17 protein-coding genes are annotated in these 23,152 nt (G+C 27.0%); 7 read left to right on the top strand and 10 right to left on the bottom strand.

The genetic code is table 11. The features are described from left to right. The first annotated feature begins 116 nt into the window (after positions 1–116). Genes MADAR_RS00265 through MADAR_RS00245 form a run of 5 tightly spaced genes read left to right on the top strand, consistent with a single transcriptional unit; the run spans position 117 to position 4,425 of the window. Positions 117–1,349, top strand: coding sequence for a pitrilysin family protein (locus tag MADAR_RS00265; protein WP_238523417.1), 1,233 nt, complete (start codon positions 117–119; stop codon positions 1,347–1,349). 54 nt (positions 1,350–1,403) lie between these two features. Then, positions 1,404–2,786 carry a pitrilysin family protein gene (locus MADAR_RS00260; RefSeq protein ID WP_014158538.1) on the top strand — a complete coding sequence of 461 codons (1,383 nt, stop codon included), beginning with the start codon at positions 1,404–1,406 and terminating at the stop codon, positions 2,784–2,786. Between the two features lie 8 nt (positions 2,787–2,794). Next, positions 2,795–3,115, top strand: a complete 321-nt coding sequence (locus MADAR_RS00255; RefSeq protein ID WP_014158537.1) for an iron-sulfur cluster assembly protein — start codon at positions 2,795–2,797, stop codon at positions 3,113–3,115. A 14-nt stretch (positions 3,116–3,129) separates the two neighbouring features. Further along, positions 3,130–4,077: an SPFH domain-containing protein gene (locus MADAR_RS00250; RefSeq protein ID WP_014158536.1), complete on the top strand. Its 948-nt coding sequence runs from the start codon at positions 3,130–3,132 to the stop codon at positions 4,075–4,077. A 6-nt stretch (positions 4,078–4,083) separates the two neighbouring features. Further along, positions 4,084–4,425: a DUF3127 domain-containing protein gene (locus MADAR_RS00245; RefSeq protein ID WP_014158535.1), complete on the top strand. Its 342-nt coding sequence runs from the start codon at positions 4,084–4,086 to the stop codon at positions 4,423–4,425. A 180-nt stretch (positions 4,426–4,605) separates the two neighbouring features. Here MADAR_RS00245 and MADAR_RS00240 read toward each other — a convergent pair whose 3' ends face one another. The 3 genes from MADAR_RS00240 to sucC are packed head-to-tail and all read right to left on the bottom strand — an operon-like array spanning position 4,606 to position 9,377. Then, complete coding sequence (locus MADAR_RS00240) at positions 4,606–6,699, bottom strand: ATP-dependent Clp protease ATP-binding subunit (RefSeq protein ID WP_014158534.1); 2,094 nt, start codon at positions 6,697–6,699, stop codon at positions 4,606–4,608. 52 nt (positions 6,700–6,751) lie between these two features. Then, a complete protein-coding gene (dnaX, locus tag MADAR_RS00235) occupies positions 6,752–8,197 on the bottom strand; it encodes a DNA polymerase III subunit gamma/tau (protein ID WP_014158533.1) in 1,446 nt (481 codons plus the stop codon). Next, a complete protein-coding gene (gene sucC, locus MADAR_RS00230) occupies positions 8,190–9,377 on the bottom strand; it encodes an ADP-forming succinate--CoA ligase subunit beta (RefSeq protein ID WP_014158532.1) in 1,188 nt (395 codons plus the stop codon). The genes dnaX and sucC overlap by 8 nt, the downstream gene beginning before the upstream one ends. A gap of 98 nt (positions 9,378–9,475) precedes the next feature. On the opposite strand from sucC, the gene MADAR_RS00225 reads away from it, so the two are divergent. Both MADAR_RS00225 and MADAR_RS00220 read left to right on the top strand, forming a co-directional pair. Further along, on the top strand, positions 9,476–10,168 hold the full coding sequence (locus tag MADAR_RS00225; RefSeq protein ID WP_014158531.1) for an alpha/beta hydrolase: 693 nt from the start codon (positions 9,476–9,478) through the stop codon (positions 10,166–10,168). 14 nt (positions 10,169–10,182) lie between these two features. Next, positions 10,183–10,734, top strand: coding sequence for a tetratricopeptide repeat protein (locus MADAR_RS00220; protein WP_014158530.1), 552 nt, complete (start codon positions 10,183–10,185; stop codon positions 10,732–10,734). Positions 10,735–10,740: 6 nt separating this feature from the next. Here MADAR_RS00220 and odhB read toward each other — a convergent pair whose 3' ends face one another. The 7 genes from odhB to recA all read right to left on the bottom strand — a co-directional run bounded on the left by odhB (position 10,741) and on the right by recA (position 23,132). Continuing rightward, a complete protein-coding gene (odhB, locus tag MADAR_RS00215; protein WP_014158529.1) occupies positions 10,741–11,907 on the bottom strand; it encodes a 2-oxoglutarate dehydrogenase complex dihydrolipoyllysine-residue succinyltransferase in 1,167 nt (388 codons plus the stop codon). Positions 11,908–11,921: 14 nt separating this feature from the next. Further along, positions 11,922–14,648 carry a 2-oxoglutarate dehydrogenase E1 component gene (locus MADAR_RS00210; RefSeq protein WP_014158528.1) on the bottom strand — a complete coding sequence of 909 codons (2,727 nt, stop codon included), beginning with the start codon at positions 14,646–14,648 and terminating at the stop codon, positions 11,922–11,924. A 45-nt stretch (positions 14,649–14,693) separates the two neighbouring features. Then, complete coding sequence (alaS, locus tag MADAR_RS00205; protein WP_014158527.1) at positions 14,694–17,372, bottom strand: alanine--tRNA ligase; 2,679 nt, start codon at positions 17,370–17,372, stop codon at positions 14,694–14,696. A 6-nt stretch (positions 17,373–17,378) separates the two neighbouring features. Then, entirely contained in the window at positions 17,379–18,137 is a 759-nt protein-coding gene (locus tag MADAR_RS00200; protein WP_014158526.1) for a 1-acyl-sn-glycerol-3-phosphate acyltransferase, read from the bottom strand. Positions 18,138–18,139: 2 nt separating this feature from the next. Further along, positions 18,140–21,289, bottom strand: a complete 3,150-nt coding sequence (ccsA, locus tag MADAR_RS00195; RefSeq protein ID WP_014158525.1) for a cytochrome c biogenesis protein — start codon at positions 21,287–21,289, stop codon at positions 18,140–18,142. Between the two features lie 76 nt (positions 21,290–21,365). Beyond that, the gene (locus MADAR_RS00190; protein ID WP_014158524.1) at positions 21,366–22,127 is read right to left on the bottom strand and encodes an MBL fold metallo-hydrolase; all 762 of its coding nucleotides are present in this window, start codon (positions 22,125–22,127) and stop codon (positions 21,366–21,368) included. Positions 22,128–22,136: 9 nt separating this feature from the next. Beyond that, positions 22,137–23,132: a recombinase RecA gene (gene recA, locus MADAR_RS00185; RefSeq protein WP_041178010.1), complete on the bottom strand. Its 996-nt coding sequence runs from the start codon at positions 23,130–23,132 to the stop codon at positions 22,137–22,139. Positions 23,133–23,152: the final 20 nt, after the last annotated feature.

The raw sequence follows: 23,152 nt of genomic DNA, 5'->3' as shown, positions 1-23,152 counted from the left end.
AAAAAAATCGTAAATTGTTTTTCATTTTCAAGTTCATTCAATAAACCATGTTCAATTCTAATTTTTTGAAAAACAAATATTCTAATAATACGAAAATCATATTTTTTGAAAAAACAATGGAAAATGGATTACATATCATTTTACATCAAGACAATACAAATCCTTTAGTTTCTGTTTCGGTTTTGTATCATGTAGGAACTAAAAATGAATCTCCTGGTAAATCTGGATTTGCTCATTTTTTCGAACATCTTATGTTCGAAGGATCTAAAAATATTAAAAGAGGAGAATTTTTTAAATATATAGCCTCTAATGGAGGGAAAAATAACGCTTATACCAATCATGATGAAACTTGTTATTACGAAGTTTTACCATCTGATCGTCTTCCTTTAGCTTTATGGTTAGAATCTGAAAGAATGTTTAATGCTAAAATAGATGAGGAAAGTATTCATATTCAGAGAAAAGTTGTAAAAGAAGAAAAAAAAATGCAAATAGAAAATCAACCATATGCTAAAGCAATTTCAGAAATTATTCCTTCTTTTTTATTCCAAAAACATCCTTATAAATATCCAATTATTGGTCTATATAAAGATTTAGATACGGCTACAGAAAAAGATTACAATAAATTTTATGATACTTATTATGTTCCAAATAATGCAATTTTAGTTGTTGCAGGTGATTTTGAGATAAATGAAGCTATAGAATGGATTCATAGATATTTTTATTCTATTCCCAAAGGAAAAATAGATTTTCATATGAAAAAAATAGAGGAAAAACCTATTAAAGAGGAGGTTTTTTCTACATATATGGATAAAAATACCAAAGTACCCGGAGTTTTCTTATCCTACAGAATTCCAAAAATAATTGATCAAGATTCTTACGTATTAAAAATAATAGACCATGTACTTTCTTCTGGCGAAAGTTCACGTATAACAAAAAATGTAATAAATAAAAAACAACTGGCTTCTTATGCAGGGTCTTTCTTAGATATTATGGAGGATTATGGTATTTTTATTATATATGGATTAATCAATCCTGGAGTTACTTTGGATGAAGTAACAAAAGTTATAGATGAAGAAATAGAAAATTTGAAAGACAAAGGAGTGAATCAGTATGAATTGGATAAACAAAAAAATTATTTTGAAAAAAAAATTCTTTTTGATAATTATTCTATGAGTGGAATAGCAGGAAATTTAGCCCATTATTCTTTATACTATAAAAATACAGACTTAATAAATACGGATATAGAAAAATATCGAAAAATATCTGTAGAAGATATCAAGATCGTAGCTAATAAATATTTAAATGTAAATTGTAGAGTGCGTTTGTATAATGTTCCATCAAATTATTAATGGTTAAAAAACAATCATTTTTATCCTTTAACTTTTCATACATACAAAACAAATATGTTCTTTCCAACATTCAATCGAAATTTACCACCTAGGTCTTTAAAAAAGAAGACTGTTATTAATATTGAACCACCAAAATTTTTTAAAATGCAAAATGGATTAAAAGTTTTGGTCGTTGAAAATCATAAACTTCCTTTAGTTAGAATAGGATTAGAATTAGATTATCATCCATTTCTTGAAAAAGATAAAGCTGGAATAAAAAAAGTTTTTGGTAAAATGCTACGTTCTGGAACAAAAAATCATTCTAAAGAAGAATTAGATGAAATTATTGATTATATTGGAACTACTTTGTATACCTCTTTTTCGGGAATATCCATTTCTACTTTAAAAAAATATTTGGAAAAATCTATTTCTATAATGAGTGATATTCTATTGAATAGCCAATTTGATAATTTTAAAGAATTAGAAAAAATAATCAAACAAAAAATTATAGATATAAATTTATCAGAAAAAGATCCAAATGCTATTTTGCAACGTGTTCGAAATGTTTTGTATTTTGGGAAAAATCATCCCTATGGAGAATATGAGACTTACGATACCATAAAAAATATTACTCTCAACGATTTAAAAAAGTTGTATCATAAATATTACATTCCAAATATTTCTTACCTATCCTTTATAGGAGATATTTCTCAGGAAGAAGCAAAAAAGTTATGTGATCATTATTTCTCTAAATGGAAGAAGGGTTCTTGTTCTCAGGAACAGGAACAAAAAAGAATGAATGTTTCAAATCATAATACAAACACAATAGAAATAGATATGGTGGATATCCCTTCTCTTACCCAATCTACCATTTGTTTCGGGAAACCTGTTCCATTTAGAAAAAATGATCCTACTTATTTTTCTTCTATTTTAGCAAATGGAATTCTAGGAGGAGGACCTCAAAGTCGTTTGTTTTTAAATCTTAGAGAAAAAAAAGCTTATACATATGGAGCTTATTCAATTTTAAAATCGGATAAGAATATAGGTTATTTTTCTGTTTATACTCAAGTAAGTAACGGGGTTACGGATAAGGCCATCAAAGATATTTTGAAAGTAATTGTAACAATTACGGAAAATAAAGTTTCTTCAGAAGAATTGAACATTAAAAAAAAAGAAATATGTGGTCAGTTTATTCTAGATTTAGAAGATCCAAATAGAATTAGTGATCTTTTTATTAGTGAATTAAAAAATAATCTTCCAAGTGGTTTTTACAAAAATTATTTGAACAGTATTCGGTCTGTAACTATATCGGATATATATTATTCATGCAAGAAATTTTTTTCCGTAAAAAATGGAAGAATCTTAATTATTGGAAGGGAAAATGATGTATTGCCTAATTTGAAAAAGTTAGGTTATCCTATTCGTTTTTTTGATAAATTTGGTCAAATATTAAAATGAATGAAATAATGAATGAAAATCATTCTTCTTTAGAGAATCGTATTATTTCTGTATTAAAAACTATATACGATCCAGAAATTCCGGTAGATATTTATGAACTTGGTCTTATTTATGATATCAAAATTTATAGAAAAAAAGAAGTAAAAATAATCATGACTCTAACAACATTGAATTGTCCAGTAGCAGATAGTTTGCCCATAGAAGTAAAAGAAAAAATTCAATCTTCCATTGAAGAAATTACAAAAATAGATGTAGTTTTAACGTTTGACCCTCCTTGGAGTAGAGAATTTATGAGTGAGGAAGCGCGTTTAGAACTTGGATTGTTATAATATGAAATACAATTATGAGCATTTTTAGTTTACTTTTTTATGGTTTATTAATCCTTTTAATTCTATCTTTTTTTTCTAGTTTTATTTTCATTGTACATCAGGAAACAGCGGCTATTATTGAAAGACTTGGTAGATTTCATAGGATTCGTCAATCTGGATTACATGTCAAAATTCCTATTTTGGATAATATAGTTGGAAAACTAACATTAAAAATTCAACAATTAGATATTTTGGTGGATACAAAAACTAAAGATAATGTTTTTGTAAAAGTAAAAATTTCCGTACAATTTCAAGTGATCAAAAATAAGGTATATGAAGCTTTTTACAAATTGGATAATTCTCATACACAGATTACTTCCTATATATTTGATGTAGTAAGGGCTGAGGTTCCAAAAATGCGTTTAGACGATGTTTTTGAACGAAAAGATCATATTGCTATTGCTGTAAAAAGGGAACTAGAAGAATCTATGTTAGATTATGGATATTCCATAATAAAAGCCTTAGTTACAGATCTAGATCCTGATGATCAGGTGAAACAAGCCATGAATCGTATTAATACGGCTGAAAGAGAAAAAGTTGCTGCGGAATACAAAGCGGAAGCAGAAAAAATTAAAATTATAGCTAAAGCTAAAGCGGAAGCTGAGAGCAAAAAATTACAAGGAAAGGGAACAGCAGATCAACGTAGAGAAATAGCAAGAGGAATTTTAGAATCTGTAGAAGTATTAAATAATGTTGGAATAAATTCACAAGAAGCTTCTGCTCTAATTGTTGTCACACAACATTATGATACCCTTCAGTCTATGGGAGAAAGTTCTAATGCTAATTTAATTTTATTGCCTAATTATCCTGGATCTGCTAGCGATATGTTGAATCACATGATCACTTCCTTTAACATATCCAATAAAATTGGAGAAACTATAAAAAAGAAAAATGAAGGAAAAAATAGTAAAAAAAATAAATAATATCATATGGAAATAATAGGAAGAGTTAAGAAATTGTTTGATATTCAAAAATTTGATAGTGGATTTCGAAAAAGGGAAATTGTTCTTACTACAGAGGAACCCTATCCTCAGAATATATTGATAGAATTTATTCAAGATAAAGTAGATTTATTGGGATCTATAAGTCCAGAAGATAAAATAAAAGTATTTATCAATATTCGTGGAAGAGAATGGACTAATCCAGAAGGAATTATAAAGTATTTCAATTCTATACAAGGATGGAAAATTGAGGAAATACAACAAAAAAACTCAAAGAAACAATCTACTCCATCTTTATCTTCTGATGATTTTGATGATTTACCTTTTTAACAGATGATTGTTTACCAATCTTTGATGGATAATGTTTTTTTCATGAATCCATTTTCGGAAGTGAGTATCTACAGGAAATATTGGTTCTTTAGATACGTAATATAGGAAAACAAAAATATTTTTAGGAATAATTCCATTTTCCATTAATGCATATGTTTGATCCCATTTATAAAAAAGAGTTTATGATTTTTTATAAACTTTAATATCATCTTTATTATCGTTTATTTTCAATATTATTTCATCTCCTCTTTTCAAAGATCCATTAATAATCCATTCCGATATGGGATTCTTTATAAATTTTTCTATTACTCTCTTTAATGGACGAGCTCCATATTCTTTATTAAATCCTTTTTTATTAATGAAATCTTTTACTTCGGAAAGAAAAGTTAACTTATATCCTAAATCCAACATCTGATTTTTTACTTTTTCTAATTCTATATGGGTTATTTTAGATATATCTTCTATTTTTAGAGAATTAAAAATGATGATATCATCTATTCTATTTATAAATTCTGGAGAAAAACTCTTTTTCAAAGTCTGTTCTAAGTTAGAATCCATCGATTTTCTTGTTTGAGTATAAAAACCGATTTCTTGACCAATTCTTTTTAATTTTTGTGTATCTGTATTTGAAGTACAAATGATGACAGTATTTTTAAAGTTAATTTTTCTTCCAACACTATCTGTAACGCATCCATAATCAAGAATCTGCAATAGTATATTGAATACTTCATGATGTGCTTTTTCTATTTCATCCAATAAAATAACCGAATAAGGCTTACGACGTATTATTTCTGTTAGTTGTCCTCCTTCTTCATACCCAACATAACCAGGAGGAGCTCCTATTAATCTAGAAACAGAAAATTTTTCCATATATTCACTCATATCAATACGTACTAAGGATTCTTCTGAATCAAATAGTTCCCTCGCAAAAACTTTTGCTAAATAAGTTTTTCCAACTCCTGTCTTTCCTAAAAAAATAAAAGATCCTATAGGACTATTAGGATCTTTTAATCCAGTTCTATTCCTCTGAACCGCTTTTACTATTTTTTCTACAGCTTCATCTTGTCCTATTATTTTTTCCTTTAATGTATCAATCATTTTATTCAACCTGTTCATTTCCGCTTGGGCGATTCTATTTACCGGAACTCCACTCATCATAGATACTACTTCTTCTACGTCTTCTTCAGAAACAATTTCTTTATTTTCTTTGGAGGTTTCTTCCCATTCTACTTGCGCTTTTATCAATTGTTTTTCTATTTTTTTTTCCGTATCACGAAGACGTGCCGCTTCTTCATATTTTTGATTCTTAACTACTTTAGATTTTTCTTTTCGAATATTATCCAATTTTTTTTCTAAAACAACCACTTCTTGTGGCACTTTAATATTCTTAATATGTACACGAGATCCAGCCTCATCTAGTGCATCAATGGCTTTATCTGGTAAAAAACGATCAACAATATATCGTACGGTTAGATTTACACAAGATTTTATAGTAGCTTCTGTATAAATAACATTATGATGACTTTCATACCTTCCTTTTATTTTTTTTAAAATTTCCATAGTTTCTTTTTCAGAAGAAGGCTGTACTATAATTTTTTGAAATCTACGTTCCAAAGCCCCATCCTTTTCTATATATTGTCTATATTCATTTAAGGTAGTTGCTCCAATACATTGAATATATCCTCTTGCTAAAGCAGGTTTGAATATATTAGAAGCATCCAAGGACCCTGTAGTACCTCCTGCACCAATCATAGTATGGATTTCATCTATGAAAAGAATTAAATCTTTATTTTTTTCTGATTCGTTTATGATAGCTTTCATTCTTTCTTCAAACTGACCTCTATATTTAGTTCCAGCGACTAAGCTAGCCAAATCTAAAACAACCACTCTTTTATTATATAAAACTCTGGAAACCTTTTTTTGTACAATACGTAAGACAAAACCCTCAGCAATAGCAGATTTCCCTACTCCTGGTTCTCCTATTAGAAGAGGATTATTCTTTTTTCTTCTACTCAATATTTGAGATACTCGTTCAACTTCTTTATCTCTTCCTACTACTGGATCTAATTTCCCTTCAATGGCTATAGAATTTAAATCTATTCCAAAATTGTCCAATACAGGAGTTTTACTTCTTATAGAAGTCCCTCCATAATAACTAGAACCCGTACTTCCGCCAGTCCCACCTCCAGATCCACCTCCGTAAGAAGCAGTAGTCCCATCGTTTTCAATATCTTCATCTGAATAAGTAGAAGAAAAAAAAATTCTCTGTTTCATAAAAACAAAAAATATTTGTATAAAGTATCTTATCAACAAATATACAATTCTTTTATTGTATAGAAGATGAAAATTTTAAATTTAATCTTTCTATCAATTCTTCTACACATTTGTTTTTTTTAGATAAAAAATTGTATTCTTTGATTGGATAATTTTCTAATTGTTTTATTATAGTTTTAAATTCTAAATGAGGATTCTTTAATTTAATTCTACAATGTTTGATAAAATAGGTTTGAATTAAGAAAAATTCACGAATTTCTAATTGAGAAGGAATGATCATAATTATCCTATTTTTTAAAATTTGAAATTTTATTTCATTTTTTAAAGTATTTAAATAAACAGGATTTATTTTTTCGGAAAACTTATGTATAAAATTTTTCCAAAATTCTTGTAAATATTGAATTTTTTTATTTTTTAAAAAAAAATAATTAGGATTATAGGAAGAAATACTATTAGCTAATTGTATTAGATATAATTCTATTGTTAATCTATTAAAATTTTTACTCATTTCATATTTATCTTCCATTTTACGACAAATCATTAAAGCGTTAATTAAAAAAGAAAAAGATAATTTTTTTGATTGATGGATATAAGATTGTATGGTTTTTTTTTCATCTTTTAAAAGAGAGATAGTTTCGTAATTTTTAGAAAGAAATAAATTTCTAAAATGTTTGGTTAAACCTATTATAAAACTGATAGGATCTACTCCTTTTTGAAATATTTGATCCAATAAAATTAATATTTTATATATTTTTTCATCCAATAGATAATCTATTATTTTAAAATAGTAAAAGGGATCCAAAATCCCTAGTTTTTCCATCACAAATTCCTTAGTAATTTTTTTTTTTTCATAGTTCCAGAAGGAAAGTTTGTCAAAAGTGGAAATAGCTTTACTCATTGATCCATTTCCATATTGTGCAATGAGAAATAAAGCTTCTTTTTCTATTTGAATTCCTTCTTTTTCCATTATTTCTTTCAAATGGAAATAAATTTCTTTTAAAGAAATACGTTTAAATTCATAAACTTGACTACGTGAAATTATGGGATCTAGTATTCCATTTTTTTTTGTAATACAAAAAATAAATAATGCATGTGAAGGAGATTTTTCCATCATATGGAAAAAGATATTGAAAGAGTCTTGAGAAAAAAAGTGCACATCATTTATGATAAATATTTTATATTTTCCTTTTTTTGGATGTAAACGAATTTTTCCGATGATTTCACAAATGATTTCTCTGGAATTATGGAAAATTCCACTAATTTCAAAAACATATGGAGATTCTTCTTCAGAAAATGAATTCAATTCACTAGCTAAAATTCGTGCACATGTATTTTTTCCAACTCCTTTTGGTCCAAAAAAAAATAAAAATTGAGATAAACGATTTTTTTCAATTGCCTTTTTTAAAACAATTATAACTTCATTTTGTCCAATCACTTCATTCCATTTTACAGGTCTATATTTTCTAGTCAATACAATATGATAAAAACTTTTATCCATTATTACAATTTAATATTTCTTTAATTTTATCAGATGCTTCTTTTAAAGTGGAAGTATAAAAAATTGGTAATTGACTATTTTCAAGTATTTTCTTTCCTATTATTTCATTAGTTCCTTGTAAACGAATAATAACCGGTATTTTTTTATCATGGTTATGGTGATAGGAATTAATAATTCCTTCTGCCACTGTATCACAACGAACAATTCCTCCAAAAATATTTATCAATACGGCTTGAACTGATGGATCTTTCAATATAAGACGAAATGCTTTTTCTACACGTTTCTTATCAGCATCTCCTCCTATATCCAAAAAATTAGAAGGTTTTCCTCCACAAGATTGAATCATATCCATAGTAGCCATAGCTAATCCTGCTCCATTCACCATACATCCTACATTTCCTTCCAATTTTATAAAATTCAATTTGGATTCGATAGCTTCTATTTCAATAGGATCTTCTTCTTTTTTATCACGCATATTGGCGTATTCCTTATGACGAAATAAAGCATTATCATCCAATATCATTTTAATGTCTACGGCTATAATTTTATTATCGAATGTATGAATTAAAGGATTTATCTCTAATAATAAAGCGTCACAAGATAAATAAGCATTGTAAAGAGAAATTAAAAAATCGCTGAAATATTTTTTAATCCCTAAATCAAATCCTATTTTCCTAGCTTGAAATAGTTGGATCCCCCATACAGGATCTATTTTTTCTAAATAGATTTTATCTGGATGTTTTTTAGATATTTCTTCAATATCCATTCCTCCTTCTTTAGAATATATGATAACATTTTTTTCTAGATCACGATCTAGCAATATCGATAGATAATATTCTTTAGTAGGATGAGAACAAGAATATACATTTTCAGAAATTAGAACTTTACGAACTAATTTTCCTCTTTTTGAAGTTTGTGGAGTAATTAAAGGTTTTCCTAAAATATTTTTAGATTTTTCATATACTTCTTCCATAGATTTTACAACTTGTATACCTCCACCTTTTCCACGACCACCTGCATGTATTTGTGCTTTAATAACTAAAGATTTTTTATTGGTTCGTTCTAAGATTACTTTTGCAGCTTTTACAGCTTTTTCTGGAGTATTAGCAACGATACCATCAGGAACTTTAACGGAAAAAGAATTTAATATTTCCCTACCTTGGAATTCATGTAAATTCATTTAAAATAGTTTTTTATTGTAAATTTAAACTAAAATTTAGTTATTTTTTTAAAGCTGAAAATATTCCATTGTACTTTTTTATAATCCATAATTAGCATATGATGAAAAAGGGAATAGTAATAAAAAAAAAAATGTTTTCAAAAAAACTTTCTATCAAACATATTATTAAACAACCAACAATGAGGAATCAATATTTCCCTCCTCTTTTTTTAATGATTCACGGATATGGAAGCAACGAAAATGATCTTTTTTCCTTTCATAAGGATATTCCAAAAAATTTTTTTATAATCAGTATTCAAGGATTTTATTCTATTGGATCAGATAAGTATTCATGGTACGATATTGATTTTTATAATAAGGATCGATTCATTAACATTTATCAAGCTAAAACAACTATTGATAAAATATCTTCTTTTATAGAAGAAGCCATTCAAAAATATCAATTGAACAAAAAAGAAGTATGGTTATGTGGATTTAGTCAAGGGGCTATTTTAAGCTATTCCATTGCTTTAAAAATTCCAGATAAAGTAAAAAAAGTTATTGCTTTAAGTGGATATTTAGAAAAAAATATTTTACCAAAAAAAATGAATGATTCCTCTTATACAGATTTAGAATTTTTTATTTCTCATGGGAAATATGATACAATTATTCCTGTAGATTTGGCAAAAAGAGGATTTAATTTTCTTAAAGATTATAAAATACTTTCTTTACAATATAAAGAATATGATTCTGGACATTTTTTAAACAGTTTGAATTATCAGGATATTATTAATTGGATAAAAACTCATTGAAAAAATTTTTAATCATGAAAAAATCCACAAAAATATTCTTGTCCTTATTGATTTTTATAGGATCTATTTATTCTTTTTTACATAAAAATTATTTAAGTGGAGTGATACTAATCTTGTTCAGCTTGATTCCTCTTATTTTTATTTTTAGAAATGAATTTTTGTTATTAGCTTTTTTTAAAATAAGAAAAAAGGATATGAAAGGAGTAAAAAAATATTTGGATTTGGTGAAGGATCCTGAATTGCAACTTACTAAAAATCAAATATCTTATTATTATTTTCTTTATGGAATTTTATATTCAGAATCTAATATTCATCAATCAGAAAACTATATGCAAAAAGCCATAGATTTTGGTTTAAAATTGAAACAAAATATAGCTATAGCTAAATTAAATTTAGCCATAGCTTCTTTATCAAAAGGGAATAAAAAAAAAGCTGAATTATTGTTATCGGAAGCAAAAGAAACGGATATAAATGGTTTATTACATGATCAAATTAAAATAATAAAAATACAAATTAGAAAAATGAATATGGGAAATAGACAAAATCCTTATCTTAGAAAGAATTAAAACTCTTTATAACTCTAATATTCTAGGAATGTTTTTTTCACTTCCTTCCATTAGAAAATCTATTGGATTTTCTATTGATTCTTTCACAGAAACTAAAAAACCAACAGATTCTTTTCCATCAATGATTCTATGATCATAGGACAACGCTAGATACATTATAGGACGTATTTTTATACCTCCATTAATAACTACAGGTCTTTCTACTATTTTATGCATTCCTAAAATAGCGCTTTGTGGTGGATTGATTATTGGAGTAGAAAGCATAGAACCAAATACTCCTCCATTAGTAATGGTAAAAGTTCCACCTTTCATTTCGTTGATAGATATTGTTCCGTTTCTAACAGATGTAGATAATCTACTAATTTCTTTTTCTATCCCAAGAAAAGATAAATTTTCTGCATTTCTAATTACGGGAACCATTAACCCTTTAGGTCCAGAAATAGCAATGCTAATGTCACAGTATTCAAAATTAATTTTTTCTTTTTCATTAATAATCATAGCATTAACATCTGGATATAGATTTAAACTCCTAACACAAGAAAGGGTAAAAAAAGACATGAAACCTAAATTAACTCCATGTTTTTCCTGAAAAATATTCTTATATTTTTTCCTTATGAAAATAATTTCTTGCATATCTACTTCATTAAAAGTAGTTAGCATAGCTGTTTGATTCTTTACAGAAACCAACCTTTCCGATAATTTTCTTCTTAGAGAAGAAAGAGGAGTTACTCTTGTGGAACGAGAGTTGAATCTTTCCTTAGTAATACAATCTTTTTTTGTAATTCGTCCATGTTTTCCAGTTCCTTGAATCGATTCTATAGAAATGTTCTTTTCTTTTAATATTTTTTTTGAAGCTGGAGAAGGAAATTTTTTATAAAGTATTTTTTCCTTTTTTTTAACATTAGTCTCCAATGATTTTTTAGAATTTTCATCAGAAGATTCTTTATCTATGATACATAGAATATCCCCAACTTTTATTCTTTCACCTTTTTTTGCCATTAAGGTTATTACGCCATTTTCTTCTGCATGAATTTCTAAAGTAACTTTATCTGAATCTATTTCAGCTATTAGTTGATTTTTGGAAACATAATCTCCATTTTTTACGAACCATGAAGATACCTCTACTTCTGTAATCGATTCTCCTGGAGAAGGGACCTTTACTTTTATTGTCATAGATAATTTAAATTTTAAGATATAAAAGCACGATCTAATATTTTATTTTGTATTTTTAAAAAATTTGTATAAGATCCTGTAGAAGGACTAGATCTTTCGGATGGAGCAATTAAATTAAATGAAATACTACTAATTTTCCTCAAAATAAAACTCCACAATCCCATATTTTCTGGTTCTTCTTGTACCCAAAGAACGATTTTTTTATTTTTATATTTATTAAATAATTCTATAATTTTTTTTTCTTTTAAAGGATATATCTGTTCTATACGAATTAAAGCTGTTTTTTCATCTTTAATAGATTCTTTTTTATTTAACAAATCGTAATATATTTTTCCAGAACAAAAAATTAATCTTGTGACTTTATCGACATCTATTACCGAAACATCATCCAAAATTTCTTGGAATTCTCCTTCAGAAAGTTCTTTCATTGTGGACTTACATTTTATATGACGAAGCAAACTTTTAGGAGTAAAAACTAAAAGCGGTTTACGGAACTTTAGTTTCATTTGTCGTCGTAATAGATGATAAAAGTTAGCTGGAGTAGTGCAATTTACAATAAATAAATTATTGTTGGCACAGAGTTGTAGATAACGTTCAATACGAGCAGATGAATGTTCTGGCCCCTGTCCTTCATATCCATGAGGAAGTAACATTACCATTCCGTTTCTAATTTTCCATTTATCCTCTCCAGAAGAGATGTATTGATCTATAATAATTTGTCCTCCATTTCCAAAATCACCAAATTGAGCTTCCCATAAAGTTAAGGTATAAGGAGAAAACATAGCGTATCCATAATCAAATCCTAAAACTCCATATTCGGAAAGTGGAGAATTATAAACTTGCATTTTCCCTTGTCCTACACGAATGTTATTCAGTGAAATAATTTCTTCATCTTCTTCCGTTTTTAGAATTGCATGACGTTGAGAAAAAGTTCCTCTTGCCACATCTTCTCCTGATAGACGAATATGATATCCTTCATCTAGAAGTGTTCCATAGGATAATAATTCCGCCATACTCCAATCTAATAATTGATTTTTAACCATTTCTAATCTTTTTTTAAAAATGAATTTTGTTTTACTAAAAAATTTTTTATCCATAGGAAGAGTAAAAATCCTATTAGCTATTTCTATCAGTCTATTGATTGGAAATTGAGTATTTACTTTCTGAAAGATTTCATTATTATTTATTATAGGAAAATTTTTCCATTCTTCTTTCAAGAAAGAATTTATAACATTCCATTTCATAGTTTTTGCTTCCTCATATCCTCTATTTAAAATATCTTCATATTTTTTCTCCATTTTTTGGATGAATATAGAATTAATGGTTCCTTCTTTTTCTAATTTTCTTTTGTACAAATTATATGAATTTGTATGTTTTGAAATAACTTTATATAAAGTAGGTTGAGTGAAACGAGGTTCATCTCCTTCATTATGTCCGTATTTTCTGTATCCAAGTAAATCTATGAAAACATCTTCATGATAATGCATCCTAAAATCTACTGCAAAATGAATAGCACGAATAACAGATTCTATATCATCGGCATTAATATGCAATACTGGAGAAAGCAAAACTTTTGCTATATCCGTACAGTAAATACTAGAACGTCCTTCTGTATAATTTGTGGTAAATCCTATTTGATTATTAATTACGATATGAATTGTCCCTCCAGTTTTATAGCCTTTTAATTTAGATAATTGTATAACTTCGTATACAATTCCTTGACCTGATAAAGCCGCATCTCCATGAATAAGAATGGGTATTATTTTTTTTGAATCACTATTTCCGTTGTAATTAATATCTATCTTAGAACGAGTTATTCCCTCTACAATAGGATTTACTGATTCTAAATGAGATGGATTTGGAACAAGACTCATTTTGATATATCGTCCTTTGCAAGTTTTTCTAAATTTTGTAAAACCTAAATGATATTTAACATCCCCAGAAAATGATTCTTCTTTATATTTTTTTTCCTGAAATTCACTGAAAATATTAGAGTAATTTTTTCTAAAAAAATTAGAAAGAATGTTTAAACGACCTCTATGAGACATTCCTATGACAAAATCTTCTGTTAGATATTTGTTAGAAGTGTACTCAATCATTTCTTCCAATGCAGGTAATAGAGATTCATTCCCTTCTATAGAAAATCTTTTTTTCCCTACAAATTTAGTATGAATAAAATTTTCAAAAGCAACTGCTTCATTTAACTTTTGCAAAAAAAATTTTCTCTTTTCTTTTGAAAATTCTAATTTTTTTCTTGTGAACCAATTTTCAATCCATTCTATTTTTTTAGGATCCGAAATATACATATATTCTATTCCTATAGAATTGCAATAAATACTTTTTAGATGATCAATGATTTTCCTTAATGTTGTTTTTCCAATTCCAATTAACTTTCCTGCTTCAAACGAAAGATCAAGTTCTTTTTCAGATAATCCAAAATTTTTTAAATCTAAAGTAGGGAAGTGTTTCCTTCTTTTTAAAATAGGATTGGTTTCAGTAAAAAGATGACCTCTTTTTCGATAAGCTTGAACCAAATTATAAACTGAAAATTCTTTGTGGATATCCTCAATCGAGGTTTCATTGTTTTTTTCATGAAAAATTTGACAACTTTCTTTGTTAAAATCAAATCCATAAAAAAATGCACACCAACTAGGTTCTATTGAATTCGGATTTTCTTTATACTTTTTATAAAGAAATTCTATATTATGGATATCGTTTAGAAAAGAATATCTATCACTCATACCGATAATAAAGAAAAAATATTTATCAAATTTAAAAAAAATCTATCAAACATAAGTTCTATCATTCTTTTTAAAAAATTTTAGATATTCTTTGGCTTCTTTTAAAACTAAACTTAAACCGTCTTTATGACTCCCAATACAAATAGAAAAATAAGAATTTCCCCAACTCTTTCCATGAATATGATTCGTTATATTGCGGATAATTTTATAAGCATGAATATTTTTATTGTTAATAACAGAATCAGAAATAGATAGAAAAACGATTGGTTTATTATCTTCGATAAATCCTATTACTATAAATAGATTTGAAATTTCATTTCGCAAATTTAAAATAATTTTTTTTACTAAATCAGTATTCAATTGTTTTTCTTCATTAGATATATCACATATATAGGTGACACACGATAATTGTATAGATTTTAACAAGTACTCTTTTTTGAAGATTTTTATTTGTTGAGAATATACTTTTTTAAGTTCCAGTTTTAATTTTTTATTTTCTTTTTGTAAACTGAGAAAACTATTTATCGTAGAATTTGGATATTTGATAATTTTTTTCAATGATCTATGTTGAGAATGAATAGACTTTAAATACTGAATGGCTTTTTTGGAAGTGATGGCCTTTATCCTTCGTATTCCATACGATATAGAAGATTCGGATAAAATTTCGAAAATTTGAATTAATCCAGTGTATTTTACATGTGTTCCAATACATAATTCAGAAGAATCTCCAAAGGTGATGATACGTACTTTTTGTTTATATTTTTTATTAAATATTCCACAATAACCTTTTTTTATGGCTTCTTTCAAAGGGAAAGATCGTTGTTCTTTTAAAGGAAGATTAGAGAAAATTAATTCTTGAACCATTTTTTCTATCTTATGCAATTCTTCTAAGGTTATTTTTTTATAATGTGAAAAGTCAAAACGTAGATAATCTTCTCCGATATAAGATCCTTTTTGTTGAATATGTTTTCCAAAAATTTTTTTTAAGGACAAATGTAATAAATGGGTAGCTGTATGATTCTTCTCTATTTCTTCTCTTCTATTTTTGTTTACTACTGCTTGAAAAGACGAAGAAAGACATGAAGGAAGCTTTCGAACAATGTGTAAATTCATGGAATCTTCTTTTATTGTATTTTCAATAAAAATTTTATCCATTTCATTTTTTATAAAACCAGTATCGCCTAATTGTCCTCCTCCTTCAGGATAAAAGGGAGTTTTGGAAAAAACCAATTCATAATAAGAATTTTCTTCTTTTTTTAGTGGATTTTCAACCTTTCTATACTTTAGAATCAAAAGATTACATTCCAAAAAATCATATCCTATAAAATTTTCATTTTTATTCATAAACTGATCTTCATGAATTTTTATCCAATCACTTTTTAGGATTGAATTTTTTTCTTGTTTAGATCTTTTTTTCTGTTTGAGTAATTCGTTTTGAAACGACTTCTCATCTATAGAAAAATTATTTTTTTCAGCTAACATTTTAGATAATTTTATTGGAAACCCATAAGTATCGTATAATTTAAATAGGCTACTTCCATCAATAATTTTCTTATTTTTTTCTTTGGCCTTTATGATCAAATGTTTCATTCGTTCCTCTCCTTTTTCAAGAACTTTAAAGAAAGAACTCTCTTCTTCTTTGATTACATGTTGTATGTATTCTTTCTTATTTTCTAATTCAGGAAAAACAGTTTTCATTTCTCTGACCAATGAATCCACAAATTTATAAATGAAAGGTTTTTTTTGACATAAAAAACGAGTAACATAAATAACGGCTCTTCTTAATATTCTTCGTATAACATAACCAGCTCCATTGTTAGAAGGTAATTGCCCATCGGAAATAGAGAAAACAATAGCTCTTAAATGATCTGCAATAATACGTATGGATACATCTTGATAAAATTCTTTTCGATAAATTTTTCCTAAAGAATCTTTTATATCTTTAACCATTGGAAAAAAAATATCCGTATCGTAACTGGACAATTTTTCCTGTAGAACCATGCATAGTCTTTCCAATCCCATTCCTGTATCTACATGTTTTTTAGAAAGTCTCTCTAATGTTCCATCCAACTTTCTAAAAAATTCTATAAAAACTAAATTCCAAATTTCTATCATCTTAGGATGACCTTTATTGATCAGGTATTTTCCTGGTAATCTATCTTTTTCTTTTTTGTTTCGTAGATCTACATGAATTTCAGAACAAGGACCACAAGGACCTGTAGGTCCCATTTCCCAAAAGTTTTCTTTTTTTCCAAAAAAAAGTATATTGTTGGTCAACGATTTCCAACATTGCAAAGTTTCTTTGTCCATAGATAATCCATCTTTTTCATTTCCAATAAAAATAGAGATGTAAATATTATTCTTTGGAATATTATATTTTTGGATCAATAGTTCCCAGGCCCATTCTATAGTTTCTTTTCTGGAATAATCTCCAAAAGACCAATTTCCTAACATTTCAAACATAGTATGATGATAATTATCATATCCTACATTTTCTAAATCATTGTGTTTGCCAGAAACTCTAAGACATTTTTGAATGTTAACAATCCGTTTGTATTCAGGTTCTCTATGTCCTAAAAAGTAATCTTTAAAAGGATTCATTCCTGCATTGATAAAAAAAAGTGTAGGATCATTTTTTAAAAAAATGGGAAAGGAAGGAATAATTTTGTGTGTTTTTTTTTGGAAAAAATCGAGAAAAGTATCTCTTATATATTTATATTTCATAATCCATTAATCATTTTTTTTATATTTATTGGATTGTTCTATAGCGTCCATAATTTTTTCCATAATCATATCTGTAGTATCGTTTTTTAAATCCAATGAGATTGGTTTTTTAAAAATCATTTTTTGTAAAACTCCCTTTTCTTTAATTCTAATTCCTTTTTTATCATAAGCTTTTTGAAATCCATCTATAACAATAGGAACTACAATAGGATTAAATTTTCTTATTACATGAACAATTCCTCTACGTCCAGGAGCAAATGCTTTAGTAGTTCCTTGCGGGAAAGTAATTAGCCATCCATCATTCAAAGCTGTTCCCATACGGGTAATTTCAGATAAATCTACTAATCGATTTATTTTTTTATTGCCTTCCCTCCATGTTCTTTTTACAGTAATAGCTCCTGAATAGGTAAATAATTTAGTAAGTATTCCTTCATTCATCGTTTCTTTAGCTGCTACATAGTATAGATTTACTTTTGGATTTAAAAGATAAATAGGATTTTTTATCGTATTTATAAATCCATTTTTTACACTACAAAAAACATGAAACATAGCAAAAACATCAGCAAAGTATGTTTGATGATTGGAGACAAAAAGTACTCTTTTATCAGGAAGATCCTTAATATATTCTGTTCCCTTTAATTGTAATCGATTAAATCCATTATAACGATTGTAAGAAATACAACCAAAAGTGAAAATCAAAAAACGTTTGACGAAATGAAGATTTCCAAACGCATCTCTAAATAGAGTACTTTCCTTTTTTTTCAAATTTAATTATTAATTTTTTTCGGAATATTATCCCTAAATTTATTCGAATAGTACGAATAATACGATAAAACAGTTATAATCAATAGAAAGAGTAAACTATAATAAATCCAATAAGGTATAGAAATAGGCTCTCCTCTAGCATAAGAATGCAATCCGGATAGATAATAATTTACTCCAAAGTAAGTCATAATAATAGAACTTATAGCTAATATACTGGAAAAATTAAAAAGAAAAACACTTCTAATACCTGGGACTAGACGCATATGTAATACGAAAGCATATACCATGATGCTAATGAAAGCCCAAGTTTCTTTTGGATCCCAACTCCAATAACGACCCCAACTACTATTTGCCCAAATAGAACCTAAAAAAGTTCCTATAGTTAATAAGAAAAGTCCTATTGTAAGACTCATTTCATTAATAATAGTTAGTTGATCAATATGAATTTGAATTTTTTTATTATAAAAAATATATAGAATCAAAACTATCAATCCCAAAAATGATCCTGTTAAGAAAAATCCATAACTGGCTGTAATTATAGCTACATGTATTATCAACCAATGAGATTTTAAAACTGGAACCAAATTGGTTATTTCTGGATCCATGGTATCACTGTGTGCTGCTATAATTAATAGAATAGAAGCAATTAATGCTGTTAGACCTGAAACAAATGGATTTTTATGAAAAATTAAACCTATTCCTACTAAACACCAACTAATGAAAATGGAGGATTCATATCCATTACTCCAAGGAGCATGTCCAGAAATATACCATCTTGAAATTAATCCTAAAGATTCAACAATAAATAAAATGAATAAAAATAAAATTAAAATATTATAAATCAAAGATATATATTTTTTTTTTCTAAAAATTCTTATGAAAGAAACTGTAAGAATTATTATACCAATAAAGCAATAAAAAAAAGGCAATCTATAAAAAATATTCAATTTATTAGACAGTATTTCTATATCTATTTTTTGATTCGAAGGTAAAATAGATTTGGCATATTTAAATTGGTAGGATCGTATTTTTTGTATTTCATTGTCCGCAATAATCCAATCTTTTTCATTTTGTGCTTGTAACAAGGATTTAAGATAGTTATTGAACATAGATAGTCCAATCATATTTAAATTATTTGAATATGGTCTAATCCAACTAGACCATGTATGATTGATATCGTTCGGAATAGGAAATATTCGAAGATATTTTCCTTGAAATATTCCATGAAGAACTCCTATCCGTTCACTAAGATTAATGATCGCTTTATCATATTCGTTTCTTTGAATTGGATTTTTAGAAAAAGAATTTTCATAATCTTCTTGTAGAATAAATTTTAATTTCAATGTTTTTGGATCTATAGTATAAAGATCCATCATAGATGAATAACCTTCTTTATTAGCTTTTGTTTGAATTAAAAATTCATATCCTCCTTTTTTATCCACTTTAATAAAAGGAATTTTTGTCCAAAAGATATTATCCTGATGAATAGATATAAACCATTGATTGGCATCCAAATTTCCTATATGGCTTTTCTTATGAATTTTTCTAAGAAGTTCTAATGCCATAGTATGTATTGGCTTGATTCTTCCTTTATTATCTTGTACTAATAAACGTCCAAAATTTTCTCCATGTTTTTTAGGTATATGGATATTATCGGAAATTTCTTCTAAAGGAACTGATTTTAATTTTTTTAAATTATGAGAAAAAACGAAATGACTGTTTAAAAATAAAATAATAAATATGGAAATTTTAGATAAATATTTTAATTTTTTTTTAAGATGACTGAATCTAGATCCTTTCCAAAATAAAGTAAGAAACATTCCCAAACTTATGAAAAAATATCCTAAATATGATAAATTCGTTCCTAAATAATCATTATTTACCGAAAAATGTGTTCCTTTTTCATCTTTGTCATATCCTGATTGAAAAAATCGATATCCTTTGTAATCTAAAACATGATTCATAGAAATCAAGTAATTTTTCTTTTTTTCTTTATCTATTACAGTGACATGACTAATAAAAAAAGATGGAAATTCAGAACCTGGATAATTTTCAACCTCAAATTTATTTAATCGTAAAAAGAAAGGAAGATTAAAAAAAATAGATCCATATCCAATGAATATTTTGTGATGGTTTAACCATATAGGATCACTCATTTCTGTTGTATTTTTCCCTCCTAAAAAAGTTATTATTTTTGATTGATTTTGAAACGATATTTTAGCCGTAATGGCATCCAATGAATTATTCTTGTTGGCCTCATTATTATTACATGATCCAATATATTTTAATTCTCCTTTTATTATTCCCGAAGGAATAACCCATTGTACTTTTTTTTCACTATCATCAATTTGATATAAATTCTTTATTTTTATAGGGATAATCGTATTTTTTGATAAATATGTCATCTTTCTATTCCTCATATTTATACTCTTCATGGGAAAAGAAGATTTCACATAAAGTTTATCCTCTTTTTCAAAAATTTTAATTCCAAAAGGAATATCCTTATTAAGGGAAAATGGGACTTCATTGATTTTGATGATAGATCCATTTATGAGATAATTTTCAGTTCTTCCTTTTTGATTATTAGTTGAAATGATTTTTACAATCTTTTGTTTTGGAATGTCTTTTGAAACTATCACTTCTGCACATGGGATATAGTTTATAATTTCTATTTTGAAAAGGTTTCCTTTAAAAAAAAAATTTCCTTTATATCCATTATGAAAAGAAGATAAAATATAAGGATCATTATAAATCATAGTGTTATTTCCTCTATGAATTTTTAATTTTATGTAATTTTTTCTGGAAATAATTTGACCATTAGTTTCTCCTTCTCTTAAAGACATCATCCCTTCAAAACTATAATATCTAGAAATAATTCCTCCAATAAAAATAAATACAAATGAGACATGAAAAATAAATAAAGGAAATTTTTTTTTATTCCAAAGTTTATATTTCCATATGTTACCTATTAGATTTATTATGATTAGCAACATAACGATTTCAAACCAAGTGGATTCATAGATCCATATTTTTGCAACATCTGTAGAATATTTTTTTTCTAAAAAAGTAGCCGTTGCCATAGATAAGGCTAACAAAAGAAATAAAAAAGCAGTGATTTTTGTAGAAAAAAAAATGTTTTTTAACGTTTGCATACCGATTAGTAGTATTTTTTATTATATAAAATAAAGTCCATAAAAATTGCATTAATTGCATTATATGAACAAAAATCTAAATAATTAACCCATCATAAGCTAAATAAACATTTTTAGGCAATTTCTTCTGAATATCCTCATGAAAACCGAGCAAGTGACTTATATGCGTCAAATAAGTTTTTTTAGGGGCAATTTTTTGAACCATTTTCAATGATTCAGATAAAGTAAAATGAGAGTGGTGCTTTGGTACTTTTCTCAACACATTTAAGACTAAAACATTCAAACCTCTTAATTTTTTCATGGTAGGAATAGGAATACTACTCGCATCTGTTATATAAGCAAAATCTTCTATACGAAATCCTAAGATAGGAAGAGCTCCATGCAATATGGATAAAGGAAAAACTTTAAAATATTCTACCAAAAAAAAATCCGTATCATCATCCAATTCATGAATAGAAATTTTAGAAGTATTTGATTTATTTTCTGAAAAAATATAGTAAAATCGTTTTTTTAAATTTTCTAATACACGACGTAATCCATAAACTGGAATAGGTTTTTTGATCTTAAGATTGATAGGTCTTAAATCATCTAATCCACCTATATGATCGTAATGTTCATGTGTAATAAAAATAGCATTCAATTTTTTATGATGGCTTCTTAACATTTGATAACGAAAATCAGGACCACAATCTATCAAAAAAATTTTATGGTTCTTTTCTATAAGAATAGAACTTCGAAGTCTTTTATCTTTTGGATTATCGGATAAACATACGGGATGTTTAGATCCAATAAGTGGAACTCCCTGTGAGGTTCCAGTACCTAAAAAAGTAATTCTCATATATTATTGTTATTCTTGAAGATAGTGATTTAGTATATTTTTTTGCATTTCATTTATAATATTTTTTTCCTCTTTCAAAAACTCTTTTACGGAATCCCTTCCTTGACCTAATTTCATAGTTCCATAACTAAACCAAGATCCATTTTTTTTAATTAACCCCAAATCTACCCCTAAATCAAGAATTTCTCCTATATTGGAAATTCCTTCTCCGTACATAATATCAAATTCAGCAGTTTTAAAAGGAGGAGAAAGTTTATTCTTTACTACTTTTACTTTTGTTCTATTTCCTAAAATTTTTTCTCCGTTTTTAATCGGATTTCCTTTACGAATATCCAATCGTATAGAAGAATAAAATTTTAAAGCATTTCCTCCAGTAGTCACTTCTGGATTTCCATAAACTCCAATTTTTTCCCGTAATTGATTAATAAATATAAGTATACTCTTAGATTTTCCTATGCTAGAAGTAAGTTTTCTAAGAGCCTGAGACATCAATCTAGCTTGTAATCCTATTTTAGAATCTCCCATTTCTCCTTCAATTTCGCTTTTTGGAGTTAAAGCAGCTACTGAATCCACCACTATCATATCAATAACACCAGATCTAATTAAATGATTCACTATTTCAAGTGCTTGTTCTCCATTATCTGGTTGAGAAATAATTAATTCTTTTGTGTCAACACCTATTTTTTTTGCATACACACAATCAAAAGCATGTTCGGCATCAATAAATCCTGCAAAACCACCAATCTTTTGTGATTGAGCAATAGCATGTAAAGCTAAAGTAGTTTTACCAGAAGATTCTGGTCCAAATATTTCTATAATACGACCTTTAGGGAATCCTCTAATACCCAATGCTATATCTAAGCTTATAGATCCGGAAGGGACAATTTCTAAGTTTTCTATATGTGAATCTCCCATACGCATTATGGTTCCTTTTCCATAGATTCTATCCATTTTATCCAACACAAGTCTTAGAGATTTTTTTTTTTGTTCAAATTTTTCGTTCATAAGTGAAACTGTATGTAATA

It is taken from the genome of Blattabacterium sp. (Mastotermes darwiniensis) str. MADAR (assembly GCF_000233435.1).
Classification (GTDB): Bacteria; Bacteroidota; Bacteroidia; order Flavobacteriales; family Blattabacteriaceae; genus Blattabacterium.
Note: the sequence above shows the minus strand (reverse complement) of the source record. Positions and strands in the feature narration are given on the sequence as shown.

Excerpts from the sequence above, each read along its gene's own strand:
- MADAR_RS00265 (WP_238523417.1), top strand. The coding sequence starts at position 117 with ATGGAAAATGGATTACATATCATTTTACATCAAGACAATACAAATCCT.
- MADAR_RS00260 (WP_014158538.1), top strand. The coding sequence starts at position 1,404 with ATGTTCTTTCCAACATTCAATCGAAATTTACCACCTAGGTCTTTAAAA.
- MADAR_RS00255 (WP_014158537.1), top strand. The coding sequence starts at position 2,795 with ATGAATGAAAATCATTCTTCTTTAGAGAATCGTATTATTTCTGTATTA.
- MADAR_RS00250 (WP_014158536.1), top strand. The coding sequence starts at position 3,130 with ATGAGCATTTTTAGTTTACTTTTTTATGGTTTATTAATCCTTTTAATT.
- MADAR_RS00245 (WP_014158535.1), top strand. The coding sequence starts at position 4,084 with ATGGAAATAATAGGAAGAGTTAAGAAATTGTTTGATATTCAAAAATTT.
- MADAR_RS00240 (WP_014158534.1), bottom strand. The coding sequence starts at position 6,699 with ATGAAACAGAGAATTTTTTTTTCTTCTACTTATTCAGATGAAGATATT.
- dnaX (WP_014158533.1), bottom strand. The coding sequence starts at position 8,197 with ATGGATAAAAGTTTTTATCATATTGTATTGACTAGAAAATATAGACCT.
- sucC (WP_014158532.1), bottom strand. The coding sequence starts at position 9,377 with ATGAATTTACATGAATTCCAAGGTAGGGAAATATTAAATTCTTTTTCC.
- MADAR_RS00225 (WP_014158531.1), top strand. The coding sequence starts at position 9,476 with ATGATGAAAAAGGGAATAGTAATAAAAAAAAAAATGTTTTCAAAAAAA.
- MADAR_RS00220 (WP_014158530.1), top strand. The coding sequence starts at position 10,183 with ATGAAAAAATCCACAAAAATATTCTTGTCCTTATTGATTTTTATAGGA.
- odhB (WP_014158529.1), bottom strand. The coding sequence starts at position 11,907 with ATGACAATAAAAGTAAAGGTCCCTTCTCCAGGAGAATCGATTACAGAA.
- MADAR_RS00210 (WP_014158528.1), bottom strand. The coding sequence starts at position 14,648 with ATGAGTGATAGATATTCTTTTCTAAACGATATCCATAATATAGAATTT.
- alaS (WP_014158527.1), bottom strand. The coding sequence starts at position 17,372 with ATGAAATATAAATATATAAGAGATACTTTTCTCGATTTTTTCCAAAAA.
- ccsA (WP_014158525.1), bottom strand. The coding sequence starts at position 21,289 with ATGCAAACGTTAAAAAACATTTTTTTTTCTACAAAAATCACTGCTTTT.
- MADAR_RS00190 (WP_014158524.1), bottom strand. The coding sequence starts at position 22,127 with ATGAGAATTACTTTTTTAGGTACTGGAACCTCACAGGGAGTTCCACTT.
- recA (WP_041178010.1), bottom strand. The coding sequence starts at position 23,132 with ATGAACGAAAAATTTGAACAAAAAAAAAAATCTCTAAGACTTGTGTTG.